Origin of the sequence: Bacillus sp. EB01, from assembly GCF_000613125.1 — a bacterium.
In the GTDB taxonomy this organism is placed as follows: Bacteria; Bacillota; Bacilli; order Bacillales; family Cytobacillaceae; genus Bacillus_D.
Window position 1 is genome coordinate 2440915 of sequence record NZ_HG964497.1, and the last position, 24796, is coordinate 2465710.

Genomic DNA, 24796 nt, shown 5'->3' on the forward strand with positions numbered 1-24796 from the left:
TAGGTGTTAAGTTACCAAATGGAGGAAATGAGACAAAAGTATCGAATTAAAAATTAGAGAATTTTTCTAAGTATGTTAAAGAAAATTACGTATCTCCATTATCTGATAAGAAATAAGAGTAGTTTTTCCTAAGTAACCAATAAATTTGAAAGAGTGAGAACATGGACTATCAAAAACATCTTCTAACAGGAGAAGAAATCTTGGACTTTGAATATGACAAGAGAGTTGGATTATTTATTTCAAATCGAAGAGTTTTTAAGAAGGAGGTTGTGCCACACAGGAGGGATAATATCATCTCAATTCCGTTGAGCAAAATAGTGAAGGTTTCTCTTACGGGCAATGGCGGAGAATTGAACATTTGGACTGCATCAGGCAACTTTCAGTACTTATTCAATCATAAACCGTACAAAGGAGATAAAATTATTAATCGGCTTTTGGAATTAATTTGTTGAACCAATTAATCAATATGTTAGGTGAATATTTTATGAGAATTGGGACGATTATTGGCTTTTGCTTTATACTTATCCTGCTTCCAAGCTGCTCCTCAGCGGAATTAAGTGAACAGCATAGAAATTATATTGAAGATTTGGAGTGGACAGTAAGTAAGGCTGAGAAAAAAACACATTACACACTTACAACAAATGAGGAATTTCTTTCTGAACTTAAAGAACAGGAACTCAATGTTAATGAATTAATGGAAAACCCTACAATTTTTAAGCAGATAGTAAGCTTAAAGGAAATTTGCAAGGGAGAGGATTTGTCAGCAATTCTCTATAGTAATGGAAAAGGAGAAATAATTAGTGCCCAAATACAAATTTCGAATGCCAGTCCAGGAGTTTCGAAACTAATTAAAAAAGATGAGTACTTAAAAAGCTGTAAATAAAAGATTTGTTCTTTGAGCAACAGTAGCTCTATTGAGATGATACCAAGGTAGGAATGTACGACAGTATAGGGCATAAATAAGGAAGTTTAGGACCTTCTTGGAGCCGAAGAGATATCAATTGTAGATTATCAATCTATCATTGTCGAAATATATGAAGAACTCATCGGCAAGATACAGGTCAAGTTGGTATGAGTGGGGGCGGAATGGTAGCGTAGGACGAATCAGGGAAAAACAATCACCTCTATTTACTTTATGGCTCTGTTGCAATTTTGGCAGCTGCATGTTTTTATCTAGCACTTAGAAATCAGAAAATGAAAACATCAAAATAAATCTGATTTATGGAAAGCCATCCTTCATGTGGCTCTACTGCGTAACGACCGCGACACGGCATACACTTCTGAAAGATGTAAACGATTGGTTAGCAGGATGAAGAAATTACTTCAATGGAACTGATCTATTGAATAATGGGGGATATAAAATGGAACTGAAAAGTGAATATTATGTTCTGACTTTGCTTGTAATTTCGTTCGTATTTTTCTGGACTTTTGCGACGTTTTTGGAGGGTACCAATGAGGCATATAGAGATTTTTTACTTACAGTCGCTGTAGTTCATTTTGTGATGTCAAAACTAATAACAATAGAGAAGAACACAGGACAAAAAGAAAAATAAATTTATATAAATGGTGAAAGGATTCGGAAAAATTTCTGCACTTTTTTAAAAAAATCCTTATTAAACGAACAGTCAATGGTTGTTTAACAAGGAAGAGGGTGTTCGAATGAAGTTCCTTAGATTCTGAAATTTGTTCTATCAGTGCAGTTTAAGAAATTTCATTACGGGGGAGTCAAATGAAGGAAAATAAAAGCATCGCCTTATATATCAATGTTTTATTAGGAGCTATAGGAACAATCCTTATTGGACTTGCTGCAATGAGTACGCTATCTAACAGAAATCATTCTGTTTATCTAATGCTTTTTGGCGGATTTATTTTGGTTATTACTTACATTAATTATTTAGAGAAAAAAGCGGGACTTGAAAATTCAATCACTTGGGTAAGGTCAATAGGTTCCATTGTACTCTTCTTAGCTTTAGGCTTCCTGTTTTTCTTGTAAATCCTAAAGAAAAACCAAAACAGATACCTTTTTAGCTCTCTTATAATCGTACAATATTGTATTTATTAAATGAGAAGAGTTTAAAGTATATAAATATATTATTACTTAAATATGGTAAAATAAGGATAAAAGTGTTTACGAATTTTAAGGGAGGATGAGAAATGGTAGAGAAGAAGAAAAATGAAACGTATGAATGGATTAAAGCCATAATAGCGGCACTTGTATTAGCAGTCATAATTCGCTCTTTTTTCTTTACGCCGATTGTAGTTGATGGTGAATCAATGAACCCTACACTTCAGGATCAGGAACGCATGATAGTAACAAAAATCGGGGACCCAAAAAGATTTGATATTGTTGTTTTTCACGCCCCGGACGGTGAGGATTATATTAAACGAGTTATCGGCCTTCCAGGCGACAAAATTGAGTATAAAAATGATGTTTTGTATATAAATGAAAAAACATATGATGAACCTTATTTAAATAGTTACAAAGAAAGAATCAGCCAAGGTACATTGACGGACTCTTTTACCTTAAAAGAAACGATAGGCAGTGAAACAGTTCCTGAAGGCCATCTGTTCGTCTTGGGTGATAACAGAAGGGCTAGCAGGGATAGTCGAGATATTGGAGCTATTCCGTTAGAGAAAGTAATTGGTATAACAAACATTGTTTACTATCCACTAGATGAAATTAAAATCATAAAAAACTAATTTTTATTTGCTATCAAGCAATTAAATTGGGATGATATTAAGGGTGCACTGTTCAAAAAGAATGGTGCACCTTTTTTCTGGTTTATAGCTTAGTTCTTGTATTCCTTCATTGCTGATATTGAGAGCAAGTATCTTTACAGCAGAAATGCCCATTTTAGAGAGCCGGCCCTTTGGGTAATTCTTATTATCAAGTCAAAAAAACTGTGAATAATTCAGGTAAGATATTTTTCTAATAGCCAGATTATGCCATAATATAGGGAGTGAAAGGGGGATTTGAGTGGAAGCGAGCTGGTATATGGTCACGGTATTTGGCGTCCTTTTGATTGGGATTGCCTTTAGTATAGGTCTATACATATGGAGTCGGGAATTTTATCTTAAGCATCGTGTCGCTATGAGAAAAATATATTATGGCTTAGTTGTTCTAATCGCCTTTTTCTTATGGGCATTTAATGTATTTCCGAATGTTGGGCAAAAACTAGAGTATTTGATCGCTCTGGTTATTAGTGTGGTTATTATTGATTTGTTTGTTTTTCAGACACCGGACATCACTAAATTTATGACGAATGAGTTACAACAAGAGAGTTTGGTGGAAAGTATAAATAAGAATCGGGGAGCCTTTGTTGAATTAAGTGATAAACTCCTAAAAGTAAATCAAATGATGCCAAAAAGCGAAGAAAAATGGCTGGTGGATGAATTTGAATTTACTCCCGAGAAATATGAAGAATCCGTTCTTTCCCATTTAAAAAACTTTGCATCATCTTTCCATTTAGAAGTCTATTCCTACATGGTTGAGTCATCCGATGACGAAAGTATCTTTCGCCAGAATGTCATTGATGCTTATGAAAAGATCATAGAAGAACATGATTTTACTCTAAAGGGATTGGGAATGCGTAAAAAACAGGCTATCAAGACGCTCTTGGAAGGAGAAAATATCGAAATCATCGAAAAGGAAAGCAACGCTGTGTTATTTCCTTACTATGGTGAGTATTATAACTTGCTTTTTGTTGTAAGTTCCAGGAAAGGTAGTGAAGTAACAGGGGCTGATGCTTCTATTATGTTAAACCTTTTATATGCGTTTGATATGTGGTTAGTATACAACGAAGACGAATTCTTACCTAGTGATGATGAAGATGATATAGATGGCGAAGATGGAAATGAAAAGTAAAACATGGTATTCTTAATAGAAGATGAAAGGAGTGTGGAAGAGATGACAGTTGGATCACCTTTAAAAATTGGACGTAAAGCTCAAACAAAAAGATCTTCCCGACACGGTAGTGTTCCTCCTAGAAACCCCAACAAAAGGCCAACAACCATTAATTTAGACCGTTCGATTGGACGCATGAAAGCTAATGATAGGGATGCAATTAGGCGAGCAGCTGAATAATACAGGGAAAGAGAAGGTAATTGTACCTTCTCTTTTTTTATGTTATTTTTCCGCAAAGTCGCATAACCTATAGAAACAAGCGGAGAAGGTAGTGTTAAATATTATGATATCCATTAAAAAATCATCACCGCCAAGGAATCCTAACAAGCGGCTTTGCGTAGCAAAAAACATCACTCATCCTGTGCAAAAGGAAAATGAGGAATTGCTTCGTTTACTCTCGAAGAGACCTCGATTTATGAACATTGATCATCGCATCCATTAGTTATTACCACACATATTCTAATCCGAATTTATGCGCTTGGAGCATATGATGCTCCAAGCATTTCCTATGCTCATTCACTTATCAAATTACCCGCTGGTTATCCATATTTTGCAGGTTAAAACTGAACCTTTTACCAAAAAGTAGTGGGATTGCATTTTCCCAAGGAAGTAAAGCGCGATTAGAACTCAGAAAGTTGTGGACAGGGGAATAAGTGAAGGAATTACTCTTTATTATTTACTGAATCCTTCTTTTTTTGTGACTGCAGTACGGAAAAGGTGAGTGGCTGTTCTGAGCCGGTCATCAGTTTATAAACATAGGTAGAAGTTAGTGAATAGCCTTCTTCGATCTTTGTGGCCAGGTAATTGGTTCTTTCATATAGGATAGATCGAATGTTATTTAGTTGATGAAACATTTTATCTGTTAAAGCTTCCTGCTTATCAATTCTTTCGAGTACCTCTGAATGGTTTTCCTCATGCTTTATTAATTGGACGGCAATTTCCTTCTGTACCTGAACCTGATCATTCACTCTTTCTGCCAATTGGCGCTGAACAGTCTCGTTTCCAACTAGCCGTTCGGATATTTGCTGATTCGTTTCATGAATAGCAGACACTTGTGCCGACACCGATTTAATAAGACGTTCACTTTCCAGAAGTGATTGGTGGTTTTGGCTGGTTGTTTGGTCAAGAAGATTCACGCGGTCCAGGATTCTCTTCTCAAAGACGTCCCGTTTCTCTCCCTGGATTTCCAGCGTGTTCATTTTTCCTTTGATTTCATTCCACTGGGCTGTTTGTGTTTCCTGCAGTTGATCATACCGGGGCTTAATTTCGGAGATTGATTCGAGAAGCTGCTTGTTCGTTTGCTGCTGCTCAGCAATGAGCTCGTCTAATCGGCTTGTCCTTGCCTCTTCTTGATTTGGACCGGGAACATTCTTTGTGTTTTTAAATAAATTCCGGATGTGTTTATTAACGAATAGACCCATTTACGACAATCCTCCTCAGTAATGGTCTATTATCCTATGCTTGAACTAGAACAGAGGCAACTTCTTGCAAGCATTCTGGGCGAAGGGGGCAGGGTTATGGCAATCTTAACTCTTTCCTAACTGACTTTATAGATATCCTGTACAGGTTAAAAACCATTGGGACCCGTTGAATAATCGCTAAAGAAAAAGAGAATTAATGGAATAAAAGCGTTTTTAAAGAAAAAATCCGATTTTGCTGGTATACTAGTATCCCGTAAGGAAAAATGATTACTAAAATAAGCTAGAAGTAGAAAAGATAAGACAAGATAATCAATTTTCCACGAAATCACCATACGAGGAGACAGATAATGGAAGCAACTCAAACTGCCACAAGTGGAACAAAAGAAAAAAACAACTCAATAATGAACAAAATACTGGACGCCATTGGTGGTGCTTTTGCTCCCATCTTGGGAGTGCTAGCTGGGTCCGGCTTAATTTCAGCATTATTATCCATCTTAAAAACACTGGGCTGGATTTCGCCCGAAAGCGGTACATATGCAATTCTTTCTGCTGCAGGGCATGCAATTTTTTACTTTTTCCCAATCTTCCTTGGGATTACCATGGCCAATAAGCTTGGTGCCAATGGATATGTTGGCGGAGCTATCGGGGCTGCATTATTGGAGCCAAATTATACAAATTTAGTGGCTTCAGAAGCCCAGGATGTTTCATTCATGGGAATACCAGTCATCCTGGCCAGTTATTCATCAACCGTGTTCCCAATCCTGATTGCCGTTTCGATTTATGCAGTTTTGGATAAATTTTTGAAAAAAATTATTTATAAAGATCTGCAGATGTTTATCAATCCATTGATTTCCTTAATGGTGATTGTTCCTTTAACCGTCCTGCTCTTTGGACCTTTTGGTACGTATGTAGGCGAGGGACTTGCAATTATCATAGAATTCTTAAGCTCGAAAAGCGGGGTTTTGACTGGGGCTGTTATGGGTGCGTCATGGTCGTTCCTTACAATCCTTGGCCTTCACTGGGCAGTTATCCCGATTTTTATTGCAAACCTTGCAAAATCGGGCCTTGACCCGCTAATGGCAATGATAGCTGCAGCGCCATTCGCTCAAATGGGTATGGCTATCGGGGTTTTCTTCAAAACAAAAGATAAGGATTTAAAAACTTTAGCTGGATCCGGACTGCTGCCTGGTGCTTTGGCAGGGACAACGGAAATCATAACGTACGGTCTTCTCGTACGATTTAAACGAACGATGCTTATTGTTGCCATTGCAGGGGCAATTGGCGGAGCAATTAATGGTGCTCTTGGTGTTAATGGAACGGCTTTTGCACTCCCAAGCTTTTTGTCCATCCCTGTTTTTACACCGATAGGTCAGTTTCTCATTGGTGTATTAACTTCCCTTGCCATTGCGGCAATTCTTATACTGATATTTGGTTATGAAGGGAAAAATGGTACTGCTTCCGCTAAAACTGTAAAAGAATTTGGCTTAGCCGATGTTAAAAGTGAAACGATTTACAGTCCAATAATTGGCGAAATCCTTCCTTTAAGTGCAATTTCCGACCCACTATTCTCAACCGAAACCGTAGGGAAAGGTGTTGCAATTGAACCGGCCAAAGGTGAGGTGTATTCTCCGGCTGATGGGACAGTGACGACCTTATTCCCAACAGGCCATGCTATTGGGATAACTTCGGAGAATGGCGCAGAAATTCTTATCTATATCGGGGTAAACACCATCAAGCTTAAAGGGCAATATTTCAATGCTAAAATAAAACAAGGGGACCAAGTGAAAAAAGGCGATCTCCTGATTGAATTCGACATTGAAAATATTAAAGCTAATGGCTACGATATAAAGACTCCAGTTGTGATAACCAATACCAACCAATATATTGATGTAGAGCCAATCCAAACTGGTAAAGTCAATGCAACTGAAGAAGAATTGATGAAATTAAAGGCTTAATAACATTAACAAAGCAGGCTAAATGAATGATTTAGCCTGCTTTGTTTTATCAAAAGACTACCTAACACCACTTATTGATTCAGTGAAAATTCTCCCTTTCTATTTCCTTCTTTTTCTTTTACCAACACATCGCATATCCTTGCTAGACCTTCAGTTAGCATAGATTTTGGACATGCCAGATTCAGGCGGATGTAGCCATCTGAATTTGAAACAAACATATTGCCTCCTTCCAGAAGGACCCCAGCTTTGTTGGCAAAATATAATGGTAAGTTTTCTTCGTCAGGCAGATAAGCACTAATATCAACCCAAGCAAGATAAGTTGCTTCGGGAATACGATATACAGTTTCAGGTAAATGCTGTTCTAAATAATTTTTCGTAATAACAAAATTCTCATCAAGATAATCCTTTAATTGGTTTAGCCATTCATGGCCATGCTCATATGCAGCTTGTGTCGCTGCAATGCTCAACGGATTTTCAAAATCGTAATGGCGAGCCTTCCATACTGCCCTAAGATCGTCATTTGGAATAATGATATTGGAGAACATTAATCCAGCCAAATTAAATGTTTTGCTTGCTGACATGCACGTAATGATTCTATCTGTATCCGGAAAAACTTTTGCTAAAGGAGTATGTACCATTCCAGTTCTAAGCAAGTCGCAATGAATCTCATCAGAAATTATTGTGACATTGTTTTCAAGGCAAATGTCGCCGAATCTCTTTAATTCCTCTTGTGTCCAGACACGTCCAGATGGATTATGTGGATTACAGAAAATACTTAAAGTAACTTTTTCATCCTTCGCTTTCGCTTCCAGATCATCGAAATCCATTGTATAATACCCATCCTGGTTCACTAGGTCAGAGGTTACCAGTTCAATATCATTGAATTCTGCCGCATACTTAAAATATGCATAAGATGGTGTCACGATTAAAACTTTCTCACCTGGTTTACAAATATATTCAACCAATTCATACAATGCCGGTATAATCCCATTCGAAAACACCAAATGCTCCGGTTCAAAGTTCCAGTTATAATTTCGCTTTGTCCAATTCGAGAAGGAAAGATAATAATTTGGATCAAATACCTTTGTATAGCCAAAAATCTGTTTATCCGCTCGGTCTTTAATAGCCTGGATAATTTCTGGCGGAGCGGCAAACTCCATATCAGCAACCCACATACGAATAAATTCTTCATCTTTAAATGGAAAGACCATGTCTTTAGATGCTTTAAAAATATATTCCCTAAAGCCATCTGTATTCATTGCGTTGGTGCCTCTACGATCAATAATCTCGTCAAAATTATATTTCATGTTTTTTCACTCCTTCTAACTCTCGGAAAAGTATACTTCAATTAAAACCTACTTAATCGAAATATTCTAATAATTATATCAAAAAAATAAAAGCCCTTAAAGGAAGAATTGTCCTTAAGGGCTTGTTTATCGGGAAAATGGTTTTCTACTATTATTTATTAATTAAGATTTTTAGAATAAAACAGTTCAATACGCTCTGTCTTTTCCTGCTCGAGCAGTTCAACCAGGGACTCGACTGTTTTCATGATTGCTTCATGTGTCACATCACGCCCTAATACAGCACTTGCTCTCTTAATTAATTCTTCTTTATTTATATTCATATAACATTCCTCATCTTTCGTGTAAACCATTCTAGGTGACGGGCAAATAAGCCTGTCATCCTGCAAAGCCAAAAATCAAAGCGACAACTAGTTGAATGTGTGTACTAAACTTTCGCAACCAATTCCCTTTTAGTATATTGACATAGTATTTTTGTTAAATCAATAAGGCGAATAGACTAATTTACAGTATAGAGGATTAATTTGATTCATATAGAAGTAATACAGTATTGGAACGAAAATGTCTTTATGAAGGTGTATGGGTATAGGCTTTCATTACCCCGGTTTGTTGAATTTATAAGGTATCGAATAAAAGTTATTTAATAAGGAGGTAACGATAAACTTGGATTACGGTAAAGGTTTTCAAATAAAAATTGCTTCACAAGACGACAGTCGTGTGATTATTAAAATGTTAAAGCTGATAGCTCAATGGATGAAAGATAACGATATAAATCAATGGAGGTTTCTATTAGAGGGTGGCGATGATGAAGAGATTGAACAAGCCATAATCAATCAAGAAACATACATTGTTTTAAAAGATAAGGATATTGTGGGTACGTTTACACTATTATCCCAACAGAGCGAATGGGATAGACATATTTGGGGAAGTGATCTATCTTCAAAATCGCTTTATCTACATAGACTAGCAATAATTCCTACTTATATGAAGAAAGGTATAGGCAAAAGTATATTGGCATGGATACAAGACAATATGAGTAATAAAGAATATCTTAGGTTAGATTGTGTTACAGATAATAGTAAATTAAATAACTTTTATATGAACAATGGCTTTGAACTAATTGGTGTAAGCGATGGACATAGTAAATATCAAAAAAGTATAAAAAAGAATTAGAAATTCTTCAACAAAATGAGGCATTGTTTCAACACGGTCATTGTCTATTTTTATTTAGACTTTTTAAAAAATACGGAACAGGATTGTTATATTGGAGATTCTTTGATACCAAGATTGTAAATTCATAAATTCTACAAACAAGGGGATGGGGAAATGATAAAGGGGATATATGAAGCACATTTACCTGTAAAAAATTTAGAGAAATCGATTGAATTTTACGGAAAGTTAGATTTGAAGTTAGCTTGGCGTGATGAAGATACCGCATTCTTTTGGATAGAGGAAGGAAAAAGCTGGTTAGGATTGTGGGAAGGAAAGGAGTACCAAACTCCATACCATCCATCTTTAAGACATATTGCTTTTCGAGTCACATTTGAGGATTTAAAAGAAGCTGTAAAATGGCTTGAATCCATCCAAGTTGAACCTGTACCTTTTGGAAGAAGAACATCGATTGAGCCTTTTGTAAGACCAAATCAAGGAAATGCTTCAATTTACTTTAATGATCCAGACGGAAATAGCTTAGAATTAATGTGCTTTGTTAAAGTACCAAATGAATTAAAACATATTACTGAAAAGTTGTCTTTAGAAGACTTTGAGAATATAGTTAGTAGTAAATTGACATAATCCTTTCTATAAGATTGTAGCCTATGTAGTTAAACTGAAAAGTGCGATGTTCCTGGAAGGCTCAGCCGCATTTTTTGATTATTATGTTCATTGGTTAAATAGAAACCTAAACAAAAAGAGGGGACCTCCAAAAATGGCGGTCCCCTCTTTACAGTAAAAAAAATCTTTATTTAGATAATCCTACTTTTAACTCTTTATAGATATCGAAGAATGCAAAGTAGTATTCTTTGTAGACATATTCATCTGTCTTGTGTGCCATTTTTGTTTCGCCCGGACCAAACATCATAAAAGGAAATTTGTCATCTTTACCTCGTAATAGGTTTGAAGCATCCGTCACCCCAGGCGAACCTTTAACAGAAATTTCTAAACCTAAATGTTTTTTACCGAGTTCTTTTGCAAGATCAACCATTTCAGATTGTCCTGAAGTGAAAACACTTGGTAATGACATTGTCACTTCAACATCAATATCAGAGCCTTCTTTATTGTATTTGTTAGCTGTTGTGTTGAATAAGTCAATCACTTCATCGTTATCAAATTCTGGAATAGTCCGCACGTTTATTTCTGCTACTGCTTTTTCTGGAACTGAGTTTACTTGGTTCCCTGCATTAAAAATAGTTGTACTCATAACCAATTTATCTAGAACTTCATTTTTACGCTCGTCGGCATTCAATTTTTTGTCTACTTCTAATAGATATTCCATCAAGGGATTAATCGCGTTATATCCTTGGTCAGGCATAGAACTGTGTGCTGCTTCACCAATTGACGTTACACGGAAGTTTAGTGATCCTTTGTGGGAGTATATAATCGTGTCATGGGAAGGTTCAGCTACCCATAGATAATCTACATCATCCATATAGCCTTCTTCGTATAATTTTTTAGAACCTGCGCCACCGACTTCTTCACCAGTCGTCGCCATAAAACGGACAATGCCATTTTTCAGTTCATTATTTTCTTTGAGTTCAATCATCACTAAAGCAAGGTTTACTAAACCTGCTTTCATGTCATTTGTTCCACGTCCATATAATTTTCCGTCTCTTTCTGTCAATGTGAACGGGTCTGATGTCCATTCGCTTTCATCACCAAGGAGAAACGACATCCATATGACCAGAAACGCCAATGACAGGACTTTCGCTTCCAATTTCGGCCACTAAGTTAACACGGGTGTCGGTAACTGGAACAATTTTAGATTCAATGCCGTATTCAGAAAATAAATCTTTCAAGTAATTTGCCACTTCGATTTCGTTTTCATTAACAGATTTAATCGCAATAATGTCCGATAAAATCTTTATCTTTTCTTCTTCTGTAAAACGTTTCAAACTAAATCCCTCCAACAAGTCAATTCTCATTGAGAATACAACTGTACATTACCCTAAAATCCATGAATATATTAGCCACTTAAGGATTCTCTGGAATTACATACTGCTTTAAATCGCTAAAGGGGCGGCTTAGTTGAATAAGAAGTTGGAAAACAAAGGGATTTTTAACACCTTTATTGAACTACTCATAGAAGAAAATTAAAAAAGGGGAGAGTAATGTGGGTTCAAGAATAATGCACTCGATTATTGGTAATAAAATTGCAGAGGCTTTATCGATGGAAGACAAAACATCATTTTTACTTGGAAGCATTGCCCCGGACGCTGTTTTTTCACACAAAGAAAAAAACTTATCACATTTCTTTATAGGTGAAGTGCATGATTATTCAAGAAGAGTTGATTATAAAGGATTTTTACATAAATATGGTTCACAGGTTGAAAATCCCTATGTATTGGGGTATTGTGCACATTTAATTGCCGATGATATATGGTTAAGAGGGTTTAATCTTTCTTGGTTAAAGAACAGAATGGATGCTGATGAAGGGTTATATAAGTTATACCATAATGATTTCCGATTACTAAATGGAAAGTTATTAGAACACTATGGTTTTACAGATGAATTGAGAAAATCATTTAGTCAATTTCCTACAATCTTAGATTTGGATGAGGTAACTTCCAATGATGTTGAAAAATTTGTTCCTTATGTCTTAGGAGATATGGATTACGGTAAGGAAGTTCTAAACGAAAAACTCAATGTTTTTACTTTTAATCAAATAGTCGGTTATATAGAGACATCAGTTGAACTTGGGTTACAGATTCTAAAACCAATTCTTACAAAACAAATCTTAAACTAATGGCTGCAATGTTCAGGGAAGGAATTCTCCTTTTTTGTTAAATTCCATATTGAAAAAACAGGCCAATTTTGTTGAAGGTGAACAGTTATTTCAAATTCTTATGTGGAAACCTCCCCAATTCTATAAACATATTAATTGAAATCTATTTAGAGTTTAAATTAAACTTAAGATGTCTTGTTTAGAATAATTCTAGAGTTTAGTATTTTCTAAACAATTCGAACCCTTATTGCTGTATATATTTACTAAATTTAGGTATGATGATAGGGGTTACCATTTTTTGAAGGAGGTTTTCATTTTGGCAAGGAACAAAGATAGAAACATTCCGCACGAAAACGATGTGAAGCGCGAGAAATTGACGACTCGCCAGGGCCATCCCGTTCCGGATAACCAAAATATCCGAACAGTTGGCAATCGTGGGCCAGCAACACTTGAGAACTATCATTTCATCGAGAAAATTTCACATTTTGATAGGGAAGAAGTGCCAGAGCGTGTTGTTCATGCACGTGGTACTGGAGCATTTGGCTATTTCGAAACATATGGCAAGGTTGGCGATGAACCGGCAGAAAAGTATACCCGCGCTAAAGTGTTCCAGGGTGCTGGAAAGCGCACCCCGCTTATGGTCCGCTTCTCAACAGTTGCAGGCGCAAAGGATTCACCGGAAACTGCGCGTGACCCGCGCGGCTTTGCTGTAAAAATGTATACCGAAGAAGGAAACTGGGATCTGGTTGGTAACAACCTGAAAATTTTCTTTATTCGCGATGCGATGAAATTTCCTGATATGATTCATGCATTTAAGGCTGATCCGGCGTCAAACGTATCCCATCCGCAAAGGATGTTTGACTTTGTTTCCCGCTCGCCTGAGGCGACACATATGATTACTTTCCTGTTCTCACCATGGGGAATTCCAGCTACATACCGTCACATGCAGGGATCTGGTGTTAACACGTATAAATGGGTTAATGACAAAGGCGAGGCTGTTCTCGTTAAATATCATTGGGAGCCGAAGCAAGGCATCCGCAACTTGACACAGGAAGAAGCGAACGCAATCCAGGCCAAGAATGTCGGACACGCGACCCAGGATCTTTACGAAGCAATTGAACGCGGCGAATATCCGGAATGGGAGCTGTTCGTTCAGATTATGTCTGATGACTACCATCCAGAGCTGGATTTCGATCCGCTTGATGACACAAAGCTTTGGCCAGAAGACAAGTTCCCTTGGCTCCCGGTCGGCCGCATGGTTCTTGACCGCAATCCGGTCGATTTCCACGCTGAAATCGAACAGGCTGCCTTTGGTACTGGCGTCCTAGTCGATGGTATGGATTTCTCTGATGATAAAATGCTGCAAGGCCGTACGTTCTCCTATTCCGATACACAGCGTTATCGTGTAGGCGCAAACTATCTGAAGGTGCCTGTGAACGCGCCAAAGGCACCTGTGCGTACGAACCAGCAGCGAGGACAAATGGATTTCCGTGACCCTAAAGAATCCGGTGAAAATCCACATATCAATTATGAGCCATCCATGATAGGCGGATATGAGGAAACTGGTTTTGAAGAGCGTCCGCAGCACCGTCCATCATACAATGCAGCGGTTATGAGCGAGCCAATCGACCGCCCGAACAACTACGGTCAGGCTGGCGATACTTACCGTGCCTTCGAGGATTGGGAGCGCGATGAGTTGATTAAGAACCTTTCCGAGGCACTTGCTGTTTGCGATAAGCGCATTCAGGAAGCAATGGTCTATCACTTCACACAGGCTGATGAAGACTACGGCCGCCGTGTGCAGGAAGGTATCGAAAAAGTATCAGCTCAGCTTAAAGAACAAGCTGCAGAAAACCAGGTTCCAGGCCGTGAATCCGGCAAGACGAAATATGGCCAGGGATCCATTGATGCAAACGAAGCTGTGAAAGAAGCGAAGGAAAAAGGCCACGAGGCTGACCCTTATTAATATGAACTAAAGAGACTGTCCAGGACACTAGCGATAGCTGGTTTCTGGCAGTCTTTTTTTTCGAAAAAATTCAAACTAGCAAAAGGAGTTCGGCTATGGTTAGCGAATTGTATTTGTTACATTCTAAAAAAAGGGGGGTGGGTAGCAACTAATAGAATTTATATTCAGGAAAGCTAGGGAACTTCTTAGAGAATTTCATTACATAATAGACTTCATTTGTTTATAAAGACGGGAACAGCCGTCAAAATGAGGCTTAACCGTCCTTCATTTGGCTTATGAAGACGGGAACAGCTTTAAAAATAGGGGTTTCCCCACCTTTATAGAAAGCCGCTATAACAATTTTAAACTTTTAAAAATGAAAGTGAGGTAAAAATAATGATTAGTAGAGTTGGTCAAATCATGTTATACGTCAATAACCAGGATGAGGCTGCACGTTTTTGGACAGAGGTTATGGGGTTTACGGTGATTTCTGAAGAAAATGGACAAGGAATGAGATGGATTGAGGTGGCTCCATCATCTGATTCAGAAACAAGTTTTGTTCTCCACGATAAGGAATTCATTGCGAAAATGGAGCCGGACTTAAATCTTGGAACTCCATCGTTAATGCTGTTCACGGATGACCTCGAAAAGCTACATAGCAGCCTGGTTGAAAAGGGAATAACAGTTGGAGAGATTGTTGCCTTGCCATCCGGGAAAGTTTTCAATTTTGCGGATCGGGAAGACAATTATTTTGCTGTTATGGAAAAAACGAAATAAGCTTTCCTTGAAAGCATTTTTATAAACTTGGCTCCGTTATAGCTGAATGTTGATTTCACTCTGTTTGAAAAATAAGGGGAGATATTCCGGTTAAATCGGGAAATACCCATATTTCCCTTAAAATAAGGGGAGTTTTTCCGCTTATCATATCAGAATCATTGGTTTTTGACTTATTTTAAGAAGGTAAGGGGAATTTCTCCGCTTATTTCTGTCTCTTAAGGTGCCCGTGGGTACAATAGACGGAAATTCTCCCCCTAATAAATTCTCATACCTCAACAAAAATCAACAATGAATACTAACAGAGCTAAAAACTTAAGGAGCACAAAAGTGGTGAATAAAAAAATCACTAAAATTACGACAAACCTTTGGTTTAATACCGAAGCTGACGAGGCAGCAAACCATTATACCTCGATTTTCAAGAATTCGAGCATTGGAAAGGTCACCCGTTATGGGAAAGAGCGGCATCCAATAGACGGAATTAATGAAGATACTGTCATGACCGTCCAATTTACTCTCGAAGGGCAGGAATTTGTAGCGTTGAACGGCGGACCCCAATTTAAATTTACTGAAGCGATTTCTTTTATTGTAAATTGCGAGTCTCAAGAGGAAATCGATTATTTTTGGGAAAAGCTTTCCGAAGGCGGGGATGAGAAGGATCAGGTGTGTGGCTGGCTGAAAGATAAGTTTGGAGTATCATGGCAAATTGTTCCCGCCACCTTAACCGAGATGTTAACTGATCCAGATCGTCACAAATCTGAAAGGGTTATGAAAGCACTGCTTCAAATGAAAAAAATAAATATGGATGAATTAAACGAGGTCTATCAAGGATAAACCTTATCTATGGAGTGCATGGAAACAAATTTCATGCACTTCATTTTTTTGTACAGGAAAAAAATCACCTTTCCAGCCGATTAAAGGCTGCCGTCTGGGGAACTTAAGGGATAGTTCCAACCTAATTCCTTTAGGGAGTAATTAGGTACCCAGCACCCAATCCGCGCATATGATAACCCAAACGTCTGTGGAGGGATTATCAATGTACCATGCTCCTAATGGGTATCCATATCAGAATCATTATTACCATCATGTCCCCTATCACAACTATGGCTGGCAGCCTGATCTTCAAAATGGAATCAACTATCACACACCGTATAGAGAAACACAGAAAGATTTCGGTCCTGCACCGTTTGTGGTGAATATCAATGAAGCAGCGAAGCGGAACAATACATTCAGAACTGCGGTATGGACAGGAAGCCATTTGCAGGTTACATTAATGAGCATAAATGTGGGTGAAGACATCGGCCTTGAAAATCATCCGAACCTCGATCAATTCCTGCGGGTTGAACAGGGCAGAGGGACCGTCCGTATGGGCAAAAGCAGGGATAACCTCAATTTTGCTAGGGAGGTATTTGATGATTCGGCAATTATGATTCCCGCGGGCACCTGGCACAATGTCACCAATACCGGGAATACTCCTTTAAAATTATATTCAATTTACGCTCCGCCACAGCACCCAAAGGGAACCGTCCACCAAACGAAAGCGGATGCAATGGCTGCGGAAGAGCATAGGCATTTTTCAATGCCGTCCGCAAATACGTATATTTACTATTAAAAAAACGGTGACTCATCCTTTCTTGGGGAGCCACCCTTTTCTTTGGTATACGGCAGAAGGGCATCCTTCATATCCAGAGTATTTTATGAATCGCTTATGATTGCGTCATTGTTTTTACAAAGTCATTGACAAATTTCTGATAGTTTAATCTGACTCCAATCCTGGTTTTACCTCTCGGGCTTGTTGGCCTGGCATCAATAAAGGAAAGGCCTCTCGCATCTCCCGGAGCATCGACTACCTTAGCGTCATAATAGATGTACTCTGTCAGGGATGGGTCATTGGCGACCATAACTGTTAGCAGGTCGTGGACCGGGGCTCCTTGAACATTGGGAAGGTTCTTTTTATACGCTTCACGATAATACTCATAAATCGGTGTAATTAGAAATGAAAATGGTGATTTTGAATAGCGGATTAAGTACTGAACGATTTCCCTTGTAATGATGGCATTCTGGGTCACATTTAAAGGGGTAATCGTTAAATTGTGTGCTCTTCTTACTACATAATTGCTGGAGGTAGGATCTCCAAAGAAATTTGCCTCTGCCAATGCCGTCACATTACCGGGGACAAAAAATGCCCCGCCCATTACATAAAAAGCTCCCACCTTCTTAATATCCTCATCAAACAGAGTAAAGGCCGTTGCCAACGCTGTTGACCGGCCTGTGTCGACAATGATCAATTCTTTTTCATATTTGTTGATAATTTTTCTGACCTCATCGAAGGGATAGGTTTGAAACACTAGACTGCTTGGAGGACTAATTGGGCCAAGTCCTTCCGCACCATGTATATCCGGATAATAAACATCCTTATCCGGTTCAACCGAGGTTGCCGCTCCGGAAATAACAGGGATATGAGTTTGATTTGCAAGTTGAAGCAAGTAATACGCATTTGCAGTTGCCTGCCGTTTGGTTACATTGCCGTAGCTTGTCACAATGCCAACAAGCTCTATATTGGGATGAAGGAGTGAATAAATAATTGCGATAGAATCATCAATGCCGGGATCGCAGAACAGCAATATTTTTTTCCTCATAAATATCCTCCTTTAAACGACTACTAAACGATATTCACAAAATGGAAATGTATGCTTTTACACCCCATTAAAAACCTGCGTTAATTAAGTTTTAGGACAAAGACGCATTTAGTTTTATGATAAAATTTAGTTATGGCCCTTTTTACCGGAGATGCCGCCATGTTATTTGCAGAAATGGTGATTTACATAAGACCAACGTGGACGGGGAGTCAAAGGTGGATTTCTGGTTTTGATCCTGGGTTTGGGTTATACTTTTTGTTCGTCCGTTGCATCGGAGATCAGGACTGCAAATATAAGCGCTAAGGTGATGGATATGCAAAATAACCAAATAAAAGAAGACAACTACAGAGTGTTTGCTCTGCTTAGTAATTATTTGAATAAAGCACCTGATTACGTTGATAAAGAAGAAATTGAGGAAATCGTAAACAGCGGACTTTCATATGAGTATGCATTTGCCATCATAATGGCGGCTGCGTTTGGCCTTGATATCATTGACAATGAAGCTGATAAAAAAGTATTTAACCTTTACTTTAGAGAAATGTTTCATAAGCTTGATGAAAATGAGTTTTACTCAAACCCCTATTACAAAAATATTAAAATCCCAGCTATGAAAATCGGCAATAGTGAACTGAAGTATGACACCTATAAACCATTTGAAGGCTTTGTCTGTGACGATATCATCCAGACAAAAGAGGGAAGGCAGATACCGCAAATCGGATTTTTCCAAACCGAATTCAAGTTCCCGGCAGTTCTTGAAGATGGACGGATCTGGATGACCATTACTCCTAATGAAATTGAGACGATGAAGGAGCCTGTCGGCCAGGCATTTGGGAATGTCCTTACATACGGTTTGGGGCTTGGTTATTACGCCTACATGGTTTCGGAAAAAGAGAATGTTGAAACCGTGACGATTGTTGACATGAATGAAGATGTTATCAACCTGTTTACCAAACACATATTACCTCAATTCAACCATAGGGATAAGATTAGAATTATTCAATCGGATGCTTTTACCTATGCAAAAAATGAGATGCCAAAAGAGAAGTATGATTTTGTATTCACTGACTTGTGGCATGATGTTTCCGATGGACTGGACATGTATTTAAAAATGAAAGAATTTGAAAAACAAAATCCTGAAACTATTTTTACATATTGGATAGAAAAATCGATTTTGTGTTATTTATGAAGTTGAGGTGGCAAGATGAGCAATACAATTAGTGAAAAAGATAGCAAACGATTAATGAATGCCTTCGCGAAAATGAGAGAGCTGGCAGCCAAAACCGAGCAGAAGAGGGAAGAGAAAAGGTGGAGTGCAATCTCGGTGCCTTTTTTCACAAAAGATGCCCTTTCAAGGCTTTCAAAGGATGATTTGGTCAAAATCAGGCAGCGGCTTGAGATTTCTGGTGTGAGCCAGCTTAAAAAGGGCGAGTTAATTGAGGTTTTAGTAACGGAAATTCCAGTTTCGATCGGTAAGCTCTTTGAAAAATTGGACGAGCAGCGATTCAGGCTTTTAATGAAGATTGTTAAAGGGAATGGGTTATTGGCAGCACCCCAATTAACAGGTCGCCAGCTTGATTATTTTCAGGAGTACGGCATTCTTTTCACAGGAAGTGTTGAGGGGAAAAACATGCTGGCTATGCCTGAGGAGGTTGTTGCGAGTCCGCTTTGGCGGGAGAAGGAGCTGGAGTGGAAGTCGATCGCACGCCGGAATACGGAGTGGATTTCACTCACTCACGGGCTGCTTTTCTACTATGGATCTTTAGGTATTTATGAACTTGTTGATTTGCTTGAAAAGTATTTGGATGAACCATTGAAGTTGCGTGACTACCATTCAGTTATTGAGGAGGCAATTTCTTATTATGGCCAAATCCGGCACGACTCGAATGGCTATTCCACTATGAGGGTCTTTGATTCGGAAAAGGTTCTGCAGGAACACGGTTTGAGGAAGGACCTCGAGTTTTATCCGTTCACGAAGGAACAAATTCTTAGTGCTGGACAGCCCGATTTCCTTGATCGAAATAAAGGCTTTTCTGATTTTGTCACCTTCCTTACTGATAACTATCAAATTACTAAAGAGGGTGCGGAGAGCATTGTCGAGGAATGTGTCTATGCAACGCAGATCGGTGAGTCGCCGAATGAGATTCTACAGTACCTCCAAAGAAGGGTAGAGTTTGATAATCTAGAAACATTGAAGGCTTTTATGGTATACATTGGGAACTTAATGAACAGTACAAGGCAATGGATCCTAAAAGGCTATACTCCAACAGAGTTGTCTCATCGGGAACAACAAGTATCGCATACGTTATCCGAAAACCATAAGATAGGTAGAAATGACCCTTGCCACTGCGGCAGCGGGAAAAAATATAAAAAGTGCTGTGGCAGATAAAGGATTAAAATGGGGAAAAAGAAGAAGAACAATACGGCCAGGAGAAAACGGTATAATCAAAACGCTCGGCTTCAAAATGCCAAAGAGTGGGCTCAGCAATACAGCGGAAAGAATATCGCAAAAGGATATAGTGTGTGGTATGGGGTCGATTTGGTATGTGCGATTGCGGAGCTCGAGATGCTTGGCTACACCTTTAAGGCGTAAAAATTTCCCTCGAGGCAAGGCGTAGTCAGAAGGCTGAAAGGAAGCAAGAGATAGAGCAGAGTCTGGATTTTTAGGATGAGACTTTTTATTATGTCGCTGGCTATACTGTAAATGGCGTTCCGTATGGGGTTACCTGGGAAGAGATGGACCAGGACGCGAACAGCGCTGATGAACTACCAATGTAAAATAACAAATGGGCGTCCCAAAGTTTGTAAAGGGTTCAGTTTTGAAGTCAATATGTGCCGAATGAAAGTCGTTTTGGCATATTATTGATGATATAGTAAAAAGTAAAACTCGCCATTGGCGAGTTTCTTTTTTAGGGATACAAAAACCGAATTTATATAAAACCCCACTTACTTGTGATACGGTTCACCTTAATAAATCTAAATGAGGTTTAAATTCATTAGTGTTTTCGATTTATTATATAAAAAAGATTCATTTTACTAATACATCTTCAAGGCATAGTATGGAGGTATAAATAAATGTTTGAAAGGAGTTAATAAGATGAGAGAAATAAGCGTTTATCATGTGGATGCTTTTACAACAGAAAAATTTGGAGGTAATACAGCAGGTGTTGTGTTAGATGCAGAAAAATTATCGGAAGATGAGATGCAAAGTATCGCTAAAGAATTAAATTTGCCGGAATCCGTATTTTTACTGCCTGCAACTAACGAGGAAAATGATTATAAAGTGAAGTATTTTACTCCTACTGAAGAAATCAACTTCTGCGGCCATGCAACTGTTGGGTTAACCTGGCTTTTGGCAACTGAGTTTGGTCTAGCAGAGAAAAAAGAAGGGATTGCGTTAGAAACCAATATAGGTAAAGTACCGGTTGTATGGCATAAAGAAAATGGAAAAATAATTGATGTTGAAATGACACAAGTTTCTCCAAAAACACAAGATTTCACTATTGACCTGGAAGAGCTTAGTCAGTTAATCGGTGTCAAAACTGAAAGCATCGATCCAACCTATCCAATCAAACTGGCAAATACCGGAAACTGGCATTTGCTTGTACCTATGAAAAATCAAATGGACATTGACAATGCTATGCCAGACTTTGCGGCTTTAGGGAAGCATAATAGAGAACATAATATCAGCACGACACACCTTTATACTTTTTACACCTCGAAAGAATGTGATTTATATACCAGAGATTTCGCACCGGGGATTGGCATACCTGAGGATCCTGTAACGGGGGCAGCAAACGGCGCATTGGCTGGTTTCCTCTATTTAGAAAATATTATTCCTCAAAGTGTGACGACACATCTTAAAATCGCTCAAGGAGATGTGATTCGAAGACCTGGATTGCTTTACGTGACAATCATACCGAATGAATCAGAACCAGTTATCAAAGTAGCAGGAGCAGCAACCATCACTATTCGTGGTACCCTAACTATATAAACATATCAGCTTGAATTAGAGGACATCCTATTCAAGCTGATCCTAATTAAAATGTCCTTTTACGATTTGCATAAACTTCTTTATGGAAGGGGATGCTTGCTTAAAGGATTTTAGGGCAATACCAATTTCACGATACAAATTCGTTTCAAGTGGAATCATTTTCGTGTAAGGAGGAAGGTTTTTCGGTATGACCATTTCCGGAATTATAGTTATCCCTAACCCTTTTTGAACCATAGAAATAATTGTATTGTTATCTTCTATCTCAAAAATAACATTAGGGAATACGTTGTTTTCTCTAAACAGCCTCTTTATTAAAACATCACAACCTGCTTTTGGCATAATAAATAATTCATTATGTATGGATTCTACTTGAACTAGTTTCATTGTGCTCAATCGGTGAGTTTCAGGTACTAAAACAAATAATTCGTCTTTGAGTAATTGAATCGTTGCAAATTCTCTGGCTGGAAGGGTTAAAAAACCAATATCGGCCATTCCTGAGGAAATCCAATCTTTGATATCGTCGTAGCCACCTTCGTATAACTCTATCTGGATACCTGGATATTTATTTATAAAGTTACAAATGAGACCGGGAAGAAATCTAGACGAAAAACTGGGGAAGGTAGCTATTTTAATGCTTCCTACTTCGATCCCTTGAATAAGAGCAGCTTCCTGCTCAAGCAATTTTGCATGATGAATGATCTGACGAATATGTGATAATACTCTCTCGCCTGCATCGGTTAAAGTTATTCCGTTCCGATTACGCCGGAGCAATATGACTCCTAATTCTGTTTCAAGTGTTGAAATGTTATGACTAACCCCTGATTGAGACAGCCCTAGTTTTTCGCCAGCTTTTGTAAAGCTGCCACTTTCAACAACGGTTAAGAAAACTTCATACTGGAAAATAGCCAATACCCTCACCCCTTTCATTCCTATATATTCAACAATTAATGTATAAATTCATTCCCTAACTTTATTAATTTTGTTCGCTGCCATCTAATATGTTACTTAAAATATTTGTAAATAAATAAATTCATATGACTACATTAACTATAGATAAAAAAGCTATCTTGAAAATATTAGATTAGCCTTTTGATTTTTCTCTAAAGGTATTATTTAACCTCATTTACTTATGATACGGTTCACCCTAATGCATCAAAATGAGGGGATAAAACTCACTCTCTTTTATAAAAGATGTCTGCCCTTAATCGAGAAACCAGCGATAGTAAAATAAGCGGAATTTTTCCGGCTAGATAGAGAATAGAGCTCGGTTCAATGTAAATAAGGGGAGATTTTCCGGTTAAGCAGAGTAAAAGCCCCCATTTTCATATGTTTTTAGACAATAAGCGGAATCTCTCCGTCTATTTAAGCTATTTTTAATAATAATTACTAATTAAGAGGAATCCCTCCGTCTATTTTTCAGCTCGGCTGCTTACCTGATCCCCACCCGATAAGTGCGAACCCTCCTGATTCTATAATGGCTTTTTATCGGCGAGCTTATAAAGATCAATAAAATTGGTACTCAAAACGGCACTATAAATTACAGAAGTTTGACCCTCTTTACAATTAATTTGTAAAAATAAAGTTAATTTAGCATGGTCATTCACTATCTTTTTTTACTTGTGTTTCCTCTTTTTCGCATACTGCGACGGTGTTACCGAGGTCAGTTTCTTAAACACCTTGCTAAAGTAATTTAAGTCGTTGAAGCCTACGAGGAAGGCAATTTCTGTAATGGATTGGGTTCCCCTTTGCAAATATAACTTTGCTTCATCAATTCTTTTTCGATTTATGAAATCTGTAATGGTTAATCCTGTGTCTTCCTTAAAGATCCGCGATAGGTGTGAAGGGTTGATATTCAGCTGTTTGGCAATATCTTCGAGTGTTATAGAGTGCCCTAAATTCAGTTGGATGAAATCTGCAGCCCGTTTTACGGTTGGGCTGTAGGAGCCTGTCGAGTACGTCTTCACCAGTTCGCAATATTCGTCACCCATCAGCACCATCAGCTTTTGAAGCTGCGGAATGTTCATGGTCCGTTCGATTAAAATTGCAAACCGTTCGGAAATGGTGTGAAGGTAAACAGGGTGAATACCGCTTCTTTCGGCGGCAATTCTAAACATTGTGTTCATCACAATCGCCATATTCTTCGAGGAGCGGATTGGGCTGCCTGGCACCCGGTCGGAAAACTCCAAAAAGTACGTCTTTGAATTAAGTAACGCCTGGACCTCGGTTTTATTTCCTTTGGCCACTGCCTCCATAATTTTGCCTTGAAGTTCATATCTGGCTTCAATGATATCCTGATTTTCTTCAATACTTACTTTTAATTTATCCGGGTTAAGGGAAGAGGTTGGTGGGACGGAGGACATTTTGTGCGCGCTTTTGATTCCCTGTCCGCACAAATTAACAATCAGTTCACCGAGATGGGTGTATTCCGCTTCACTCAAGACCGGCAGCGACTGATAATATTGTTCCAGCTGTTTCCGTTCGCTTATTGGAAGTTTGTTTTTGGCAATACTATCTTTTATGGTCTGGATAACCGACATGCTTGAAAGAAAAGGCCCGATTATCAGATAGCCGCGGAAAGTTTTTTCACGCCAGACGCCAGTGGCAACATATTCAAGACCGTATGTATTTATATAGAGATAATACAAATTGGGTTGATTTTCATTTAGAACGCTTTTTATTTGAAAAAAATCCTCTTTGCCTGACTGATTCAGTGCGGCGGGTACAGCGAGATTAGCCGAATCGAACAGTGTTGTTCCGTCTTGGTCTACCAGCTGTGCATCTATTTTGGTGACTGAACATACGATTTCAGCTATTTTTATAAAATCTGTATATGTCATGTTCTTTAACATCCTTTCAAGTTAACTTTACAAAGGATAGACAGGAAACGCAAATAATTACGATTTTAGCAAAAATAGTACGAATC

At 38.3% G+C, this 24796-nt stretch carries 26 protein-coding genes; 18 read left to right on the forward strand and 8 right to left on the reverse strand.

Going from position 1 to position 24796, the window contains the following annotated elements:
• Positions 1-161 precede the first annotated feature (161 nt).
• The 6 genes from TY16_RS11100 (at position 162) to TY16_RS11125 (ending at position 3865) form a co-directional block, all read left to right on the forward strand.
• A complete protein-coding gene (locus TY16_RS11100; protein WP_043931988.1) occupies positions 162-452 on the forward strand; it encodes a hypothetical protein in 291 nt (96 codons plus the stop codon).
• Positions 453-484: 32 nt separating this feature from the next.
• Positions 485-883 (forward strand): hypothetical protein, encoded by a 399-nt coding sequence (locus TY16_RS11105; protein WP_043931989.1) that lies wholly within the window; start codon positions 485-487, stop codon positions 881-883.
• Positions 884-1361: 478 nt separating this feature from the next.
• Positions 1362-1553: a hypothetical protein gene (locus tag TY16_RS11110; RefSeq protein WP_043931991.1), complete on the forward strand. Its 192-nt coding sequence runs from the start codon at positions 1362-1364 to the stop codon at positions 1551-1553.
• Positions 1554-1729: 176 nt separating this feature from the next.
• On the forward strand, positions 1730-1993 hold the full coding sequence (locus tag TY16_RS11115; RefSeq protein WP_043931992.1) for a hypothetical protein: 264 nt from the start codon (positions 1730-1732) through the stop codon (positions 1991-1993).
• A 161-nt stretch (positions 1994-2154) separates the two neighbouring features.
• Entirely contained in the window at positions 2155-2700 is a 546-nt protein-coding gene (gene lepB / locus TY16_RS11120; protein WP_043931993.1) for a signal peptidase I, read from the forward strand.
• Between the two features lie 277 nt (positions 2701-2977).
• Positions 2978-3865 (forward strand): type II toxin-antitoxin system SpoIISA family toxin, encoded by an 888-nt coding sequence (locus TY16_RS11125; protein WP_043931995.1) that lies wholly within the window; start codon positions 2978-2980, stop codon positions 3863-3865.
• A gap of 701 nt (positions 3866-4566) precedes the next feature.
• On the opposite strand, the gene TY16_RS11130 is transcribed toward TY16_RS11125, so the two are convergent.
• On the reverse strand, positions 4567-5325 hold the full coding sequence (locus tag TY16_RS11130; protein ID WP_043931997.1) for a hypothetical protein: 759 nt from the start codon (positions 5323-5325) through the stop codon (positions 4567-4569).
• A gap of 347 nt (positions 5326-5672) precedes the next feature.
• Here TY16_RS11130 and TY16_RS11135 point away from each other — a divergent pair, with 347 nt between their 5' ends.
• Positions 5673-7280 carry a glucose PTS transporter subunit IIA gene (locus TY16_RS11135; protein ID WP_043931998.1) on the forward strand — a complete coding sequence of 536 codons (1608 nt, stop codon included), beginning with the start codon at positions 5673-5675 and terminating at the stop codon, positions 7278-7280.
• A 71-nt stretch (positions 7281-7351) separates the two neighbouring features.
• Here the strand turns inward: TY16_RS11135 and TY16_RS11140 are convergent, their stop codons facing one another.
• Both TY16_RS11140 and TY16_RS26185 read right to left on the reverse strand, forming a co-directional pair.
• Positions 7352-8587 carry a MalY/PatB family protein gene (locus TY16_RS11140; RefSeq protein ID WP_043931999.1) on the reverse strand — a complete coding sequence of 412 codons (1236 nt, stop codon included), beginning with the start codon at positions 8585-8587 and terminating at the stop codon, positions 7352-7354.
• Positions 8588-8745: 158 nt separating this feature from the next.
• Positions 8746-8907 carry a hypothetical protein gene (locus TY16_RS26185; protein WP_155922218.1) on the reverse strand — a complete coding sequence of 54 codons (162 nt, stop codon included), beginning with the start codon at positions 8905-8907 and terminating at the stop codon, positions 8746-8748.
• A gap of 340 nt (positions 8908-9247) precedes the next feature.
• On the opposite strand from TY16_RS26185, the gene TY16_RS11145 reads away from it, so the two are divergent.
• Together TY16_RS11145 and TY16_RS11150 are read left to right on the forward strand one after the other, a co-directional pair.
• Complete coding sequence (locus TY16_RS11145; protein WP_052342683.1) at positions 9248-9757, forward strand: GNAT family N-acetyltransferase; 510 nt, start codon at positions 9248-9250, stop codon at positions 9755-9757.
• Positions 9758-9910: 153 nt separating this feature from the next.
• The gene (locus TY16_RS11150; RefSeq protein WP_043932003.1) at positions 9911-10378 is read left to right on the forward strand and encodes a VOC family protein; all 468 of its coding nucleotides are present in this window, start codon (positions 9911-9913) and stop codon (positions 10376-10378) included.
• 166 nt (positions 10379-10544) lie between these two features.
• Here the strand turns inward: TY16_RS11150 and TY16_RS11155 are convergent, their stop codons facing one another.
• Both TY16_RS11155 and TY16_RS27195 read right to left on the reverse strand, forming a co-directional pair.
• Positions 10545-11516 carry an ArgE/DapE family deacylase gene (locus TY16_RS11155; protein ID WP_331281057.1) on the reverse strand — a complete coding sequence of 324 codons (972 nt, stop codon included), beginning with the start codon at positions 11514-11516 and terminating at the stop codon, positions 10545-10547.
• On the reverse strand, positions 11455-11694 hold the full coding sequence (locus TY16_RS27195) for a hypothetical protein (RefSeq protein ID WP_331281058.1): 240 nt from the start codon (positions 11692-11694) through the stop codon (positions 11455-11457). The genes TY16_RS11155 and TY16_RS27195 overlap by 62 nt, the downstream gene beginning before the upstream one ends.
• Positions 11695-11912: 218 nt before the next feature.
• Between TY16_RS27195 and TY16_RS11160 the strand changes: the two genes are divergently transcribed.
• The 5 genes from TY16_RS11160 (at position 11913) to TY16_RS11180 (ending at position 16855) form a co-directional block, all read left to right on the forward strand.
• Positions 11913-12545, forward strand: coding sequence for a zinc dependent phospholipase C family protein (locus tag TY16_RS11160; RefSeq protein ID WP_043932004.1), 633 nt, complete (start codon positions 11913-11915; stop codon positions 12543-12545).
• 295 nt (positions 12546-12840) lie between these two features.
• The gene (locus TY16_RS11165) at positions 12841-14490 is read left to right on the forward strand and encodes a catalase (RefSeq protein ID WP_043932006.1); all 1650 of its coding nucleotides are present in this window, start codon (positions 12841-12843) and stop codon (positions 14488-14490) included.
• 375 nt (positions 14491-14865) lie between these two features.
• Positions 14866-15246 carry a VOC family protein gene (locus tag TY16_RS11170; RefSeq protein ID WP_043932007.1) on the forward strand — a complete coding sequence of 127 codons (381 nt, stop codon included), beginning with the start codon at positions 14866-14868 and terminating at the stop codon, positions 15244-15246.
• A gap of 330 nt (positions 15247-15576) precedes the next feature.
• On the forward strand, positions 15577-16077 hold the full coding sequence (locus TY16_RS11175) for a VOC family protein (RefSeq protein ID WP_155922219.1): 501 nt from the start codon (positions 15577-15579) through the stop codon (positions 16075-16077).
• Between the two features lie 202 nt (positions 16078-16279).
• The gene (locus TY16_RS11180; RefSeq protein WP_043932009.1) at positions 16280-16855 is read left to right on the forward strand and encodes a cupin domain-containing protein; all 576 of its coding nucleotides are present in this window, start codon (positions 16280-16282) and stop codon (positions 16853-16855) included.
• A gap of 94 nt (positions 16856-16949) precedes the next feature.
• On the opposite strand, the gene TY16_RS11185 is transcribed toward TY16_RS11180, so the two are convergent.
• Positions 16950-17882, reverse strand: a complete 933-nt coding sequence (locus TY16_RS11185; protein ID WP_043932010.1) for a nucleoside hydrolase — start codon at positions 17880-17882, stop codon at positions 16950-16952.
• Between the two features lie 313 nt (positions 17883-18195).
• On the opposite strand from TY16_RS11185, the gene TY16_RS11190 reads away from it, so the two are divergent.
• The 4 genes from TY16_RS11190 (at position 18196) to TY16_RS11205 (ending at position 21873) form a co-directional block, all read left to right on the forward strand.
• Positions 18196-19068, forward strand: a complete 873-nt coding sequence (locus TY16_RS11190; protein WP_052342870.1) for a hypothetical protein — start codon at positions 18196-18198, stop codon at positions 19066-19068.
• A 15-nt stretch (positions 19069-19083) separates the two neighbouring features.
• Entirely contained in the window at positions 19084-20268 is a 1185-nt protein-coding gene (locus TY16_RS11195) for an SEC-C metal-binding domain-containing protein (RefSeq protein WP_043932011.1), read from the forward strand.
• Positions 20269-20277: 9 nt separating this feature from the next.
• Entirely contained in the window at positions 20278-20472 is a 195-nt protein-coding gene (locus tag TY16_RS11200; RefSeq protein WP_052342684.1) for a hypothetical protein, read from the forward strand.
• 504 nt (positions 20473-20976) lie between these two features.
• Positions 20977-21873, forward strand: coding sequence for a PhzF family phenazine biosynthesis protein (locus TY16_RS11205; protein WP_043932012.1), 897 nt, complete (start codon positions 20977-20979; stop codon positions 21871-21873).
• A 42-nt stretch (positions 21874-21915) separates the two neighbouring features.
• On the opposite strand, the gene TY16_RS11210 is transcribed toward TY16_RS11205, so the two are convergent.
• Both TY16_RS11210 and TY16_RS11215 read right to left on the reverse strand, forming a co-directional pair.
• Positions 21916-22791 carry a LysR family transcriptional regulator gene (locus TY16_RS11210; protein ID WP_442853213.1) on the reverse strand — a complete coding sequence of 292 codons (876 nt, stop codon included), beginning with the start codon at positions 22789-22791 and terminating at the stop codon, positions 21916-21918.
• Between the two features lie 695 nt (positions 22792-23486).
• A complete protein-coding gene (locus tag TY16_RS11215; protein WP_043932015.1) occupies positions 23487-24710 on the reverse strand; it encodes a helix-turn-helix domain-containing protein in 1224 nt (407 codons plus the stop codon).
• Between the last annotated feature and the right edge of the window lie 86 nt (positions 24711-24796).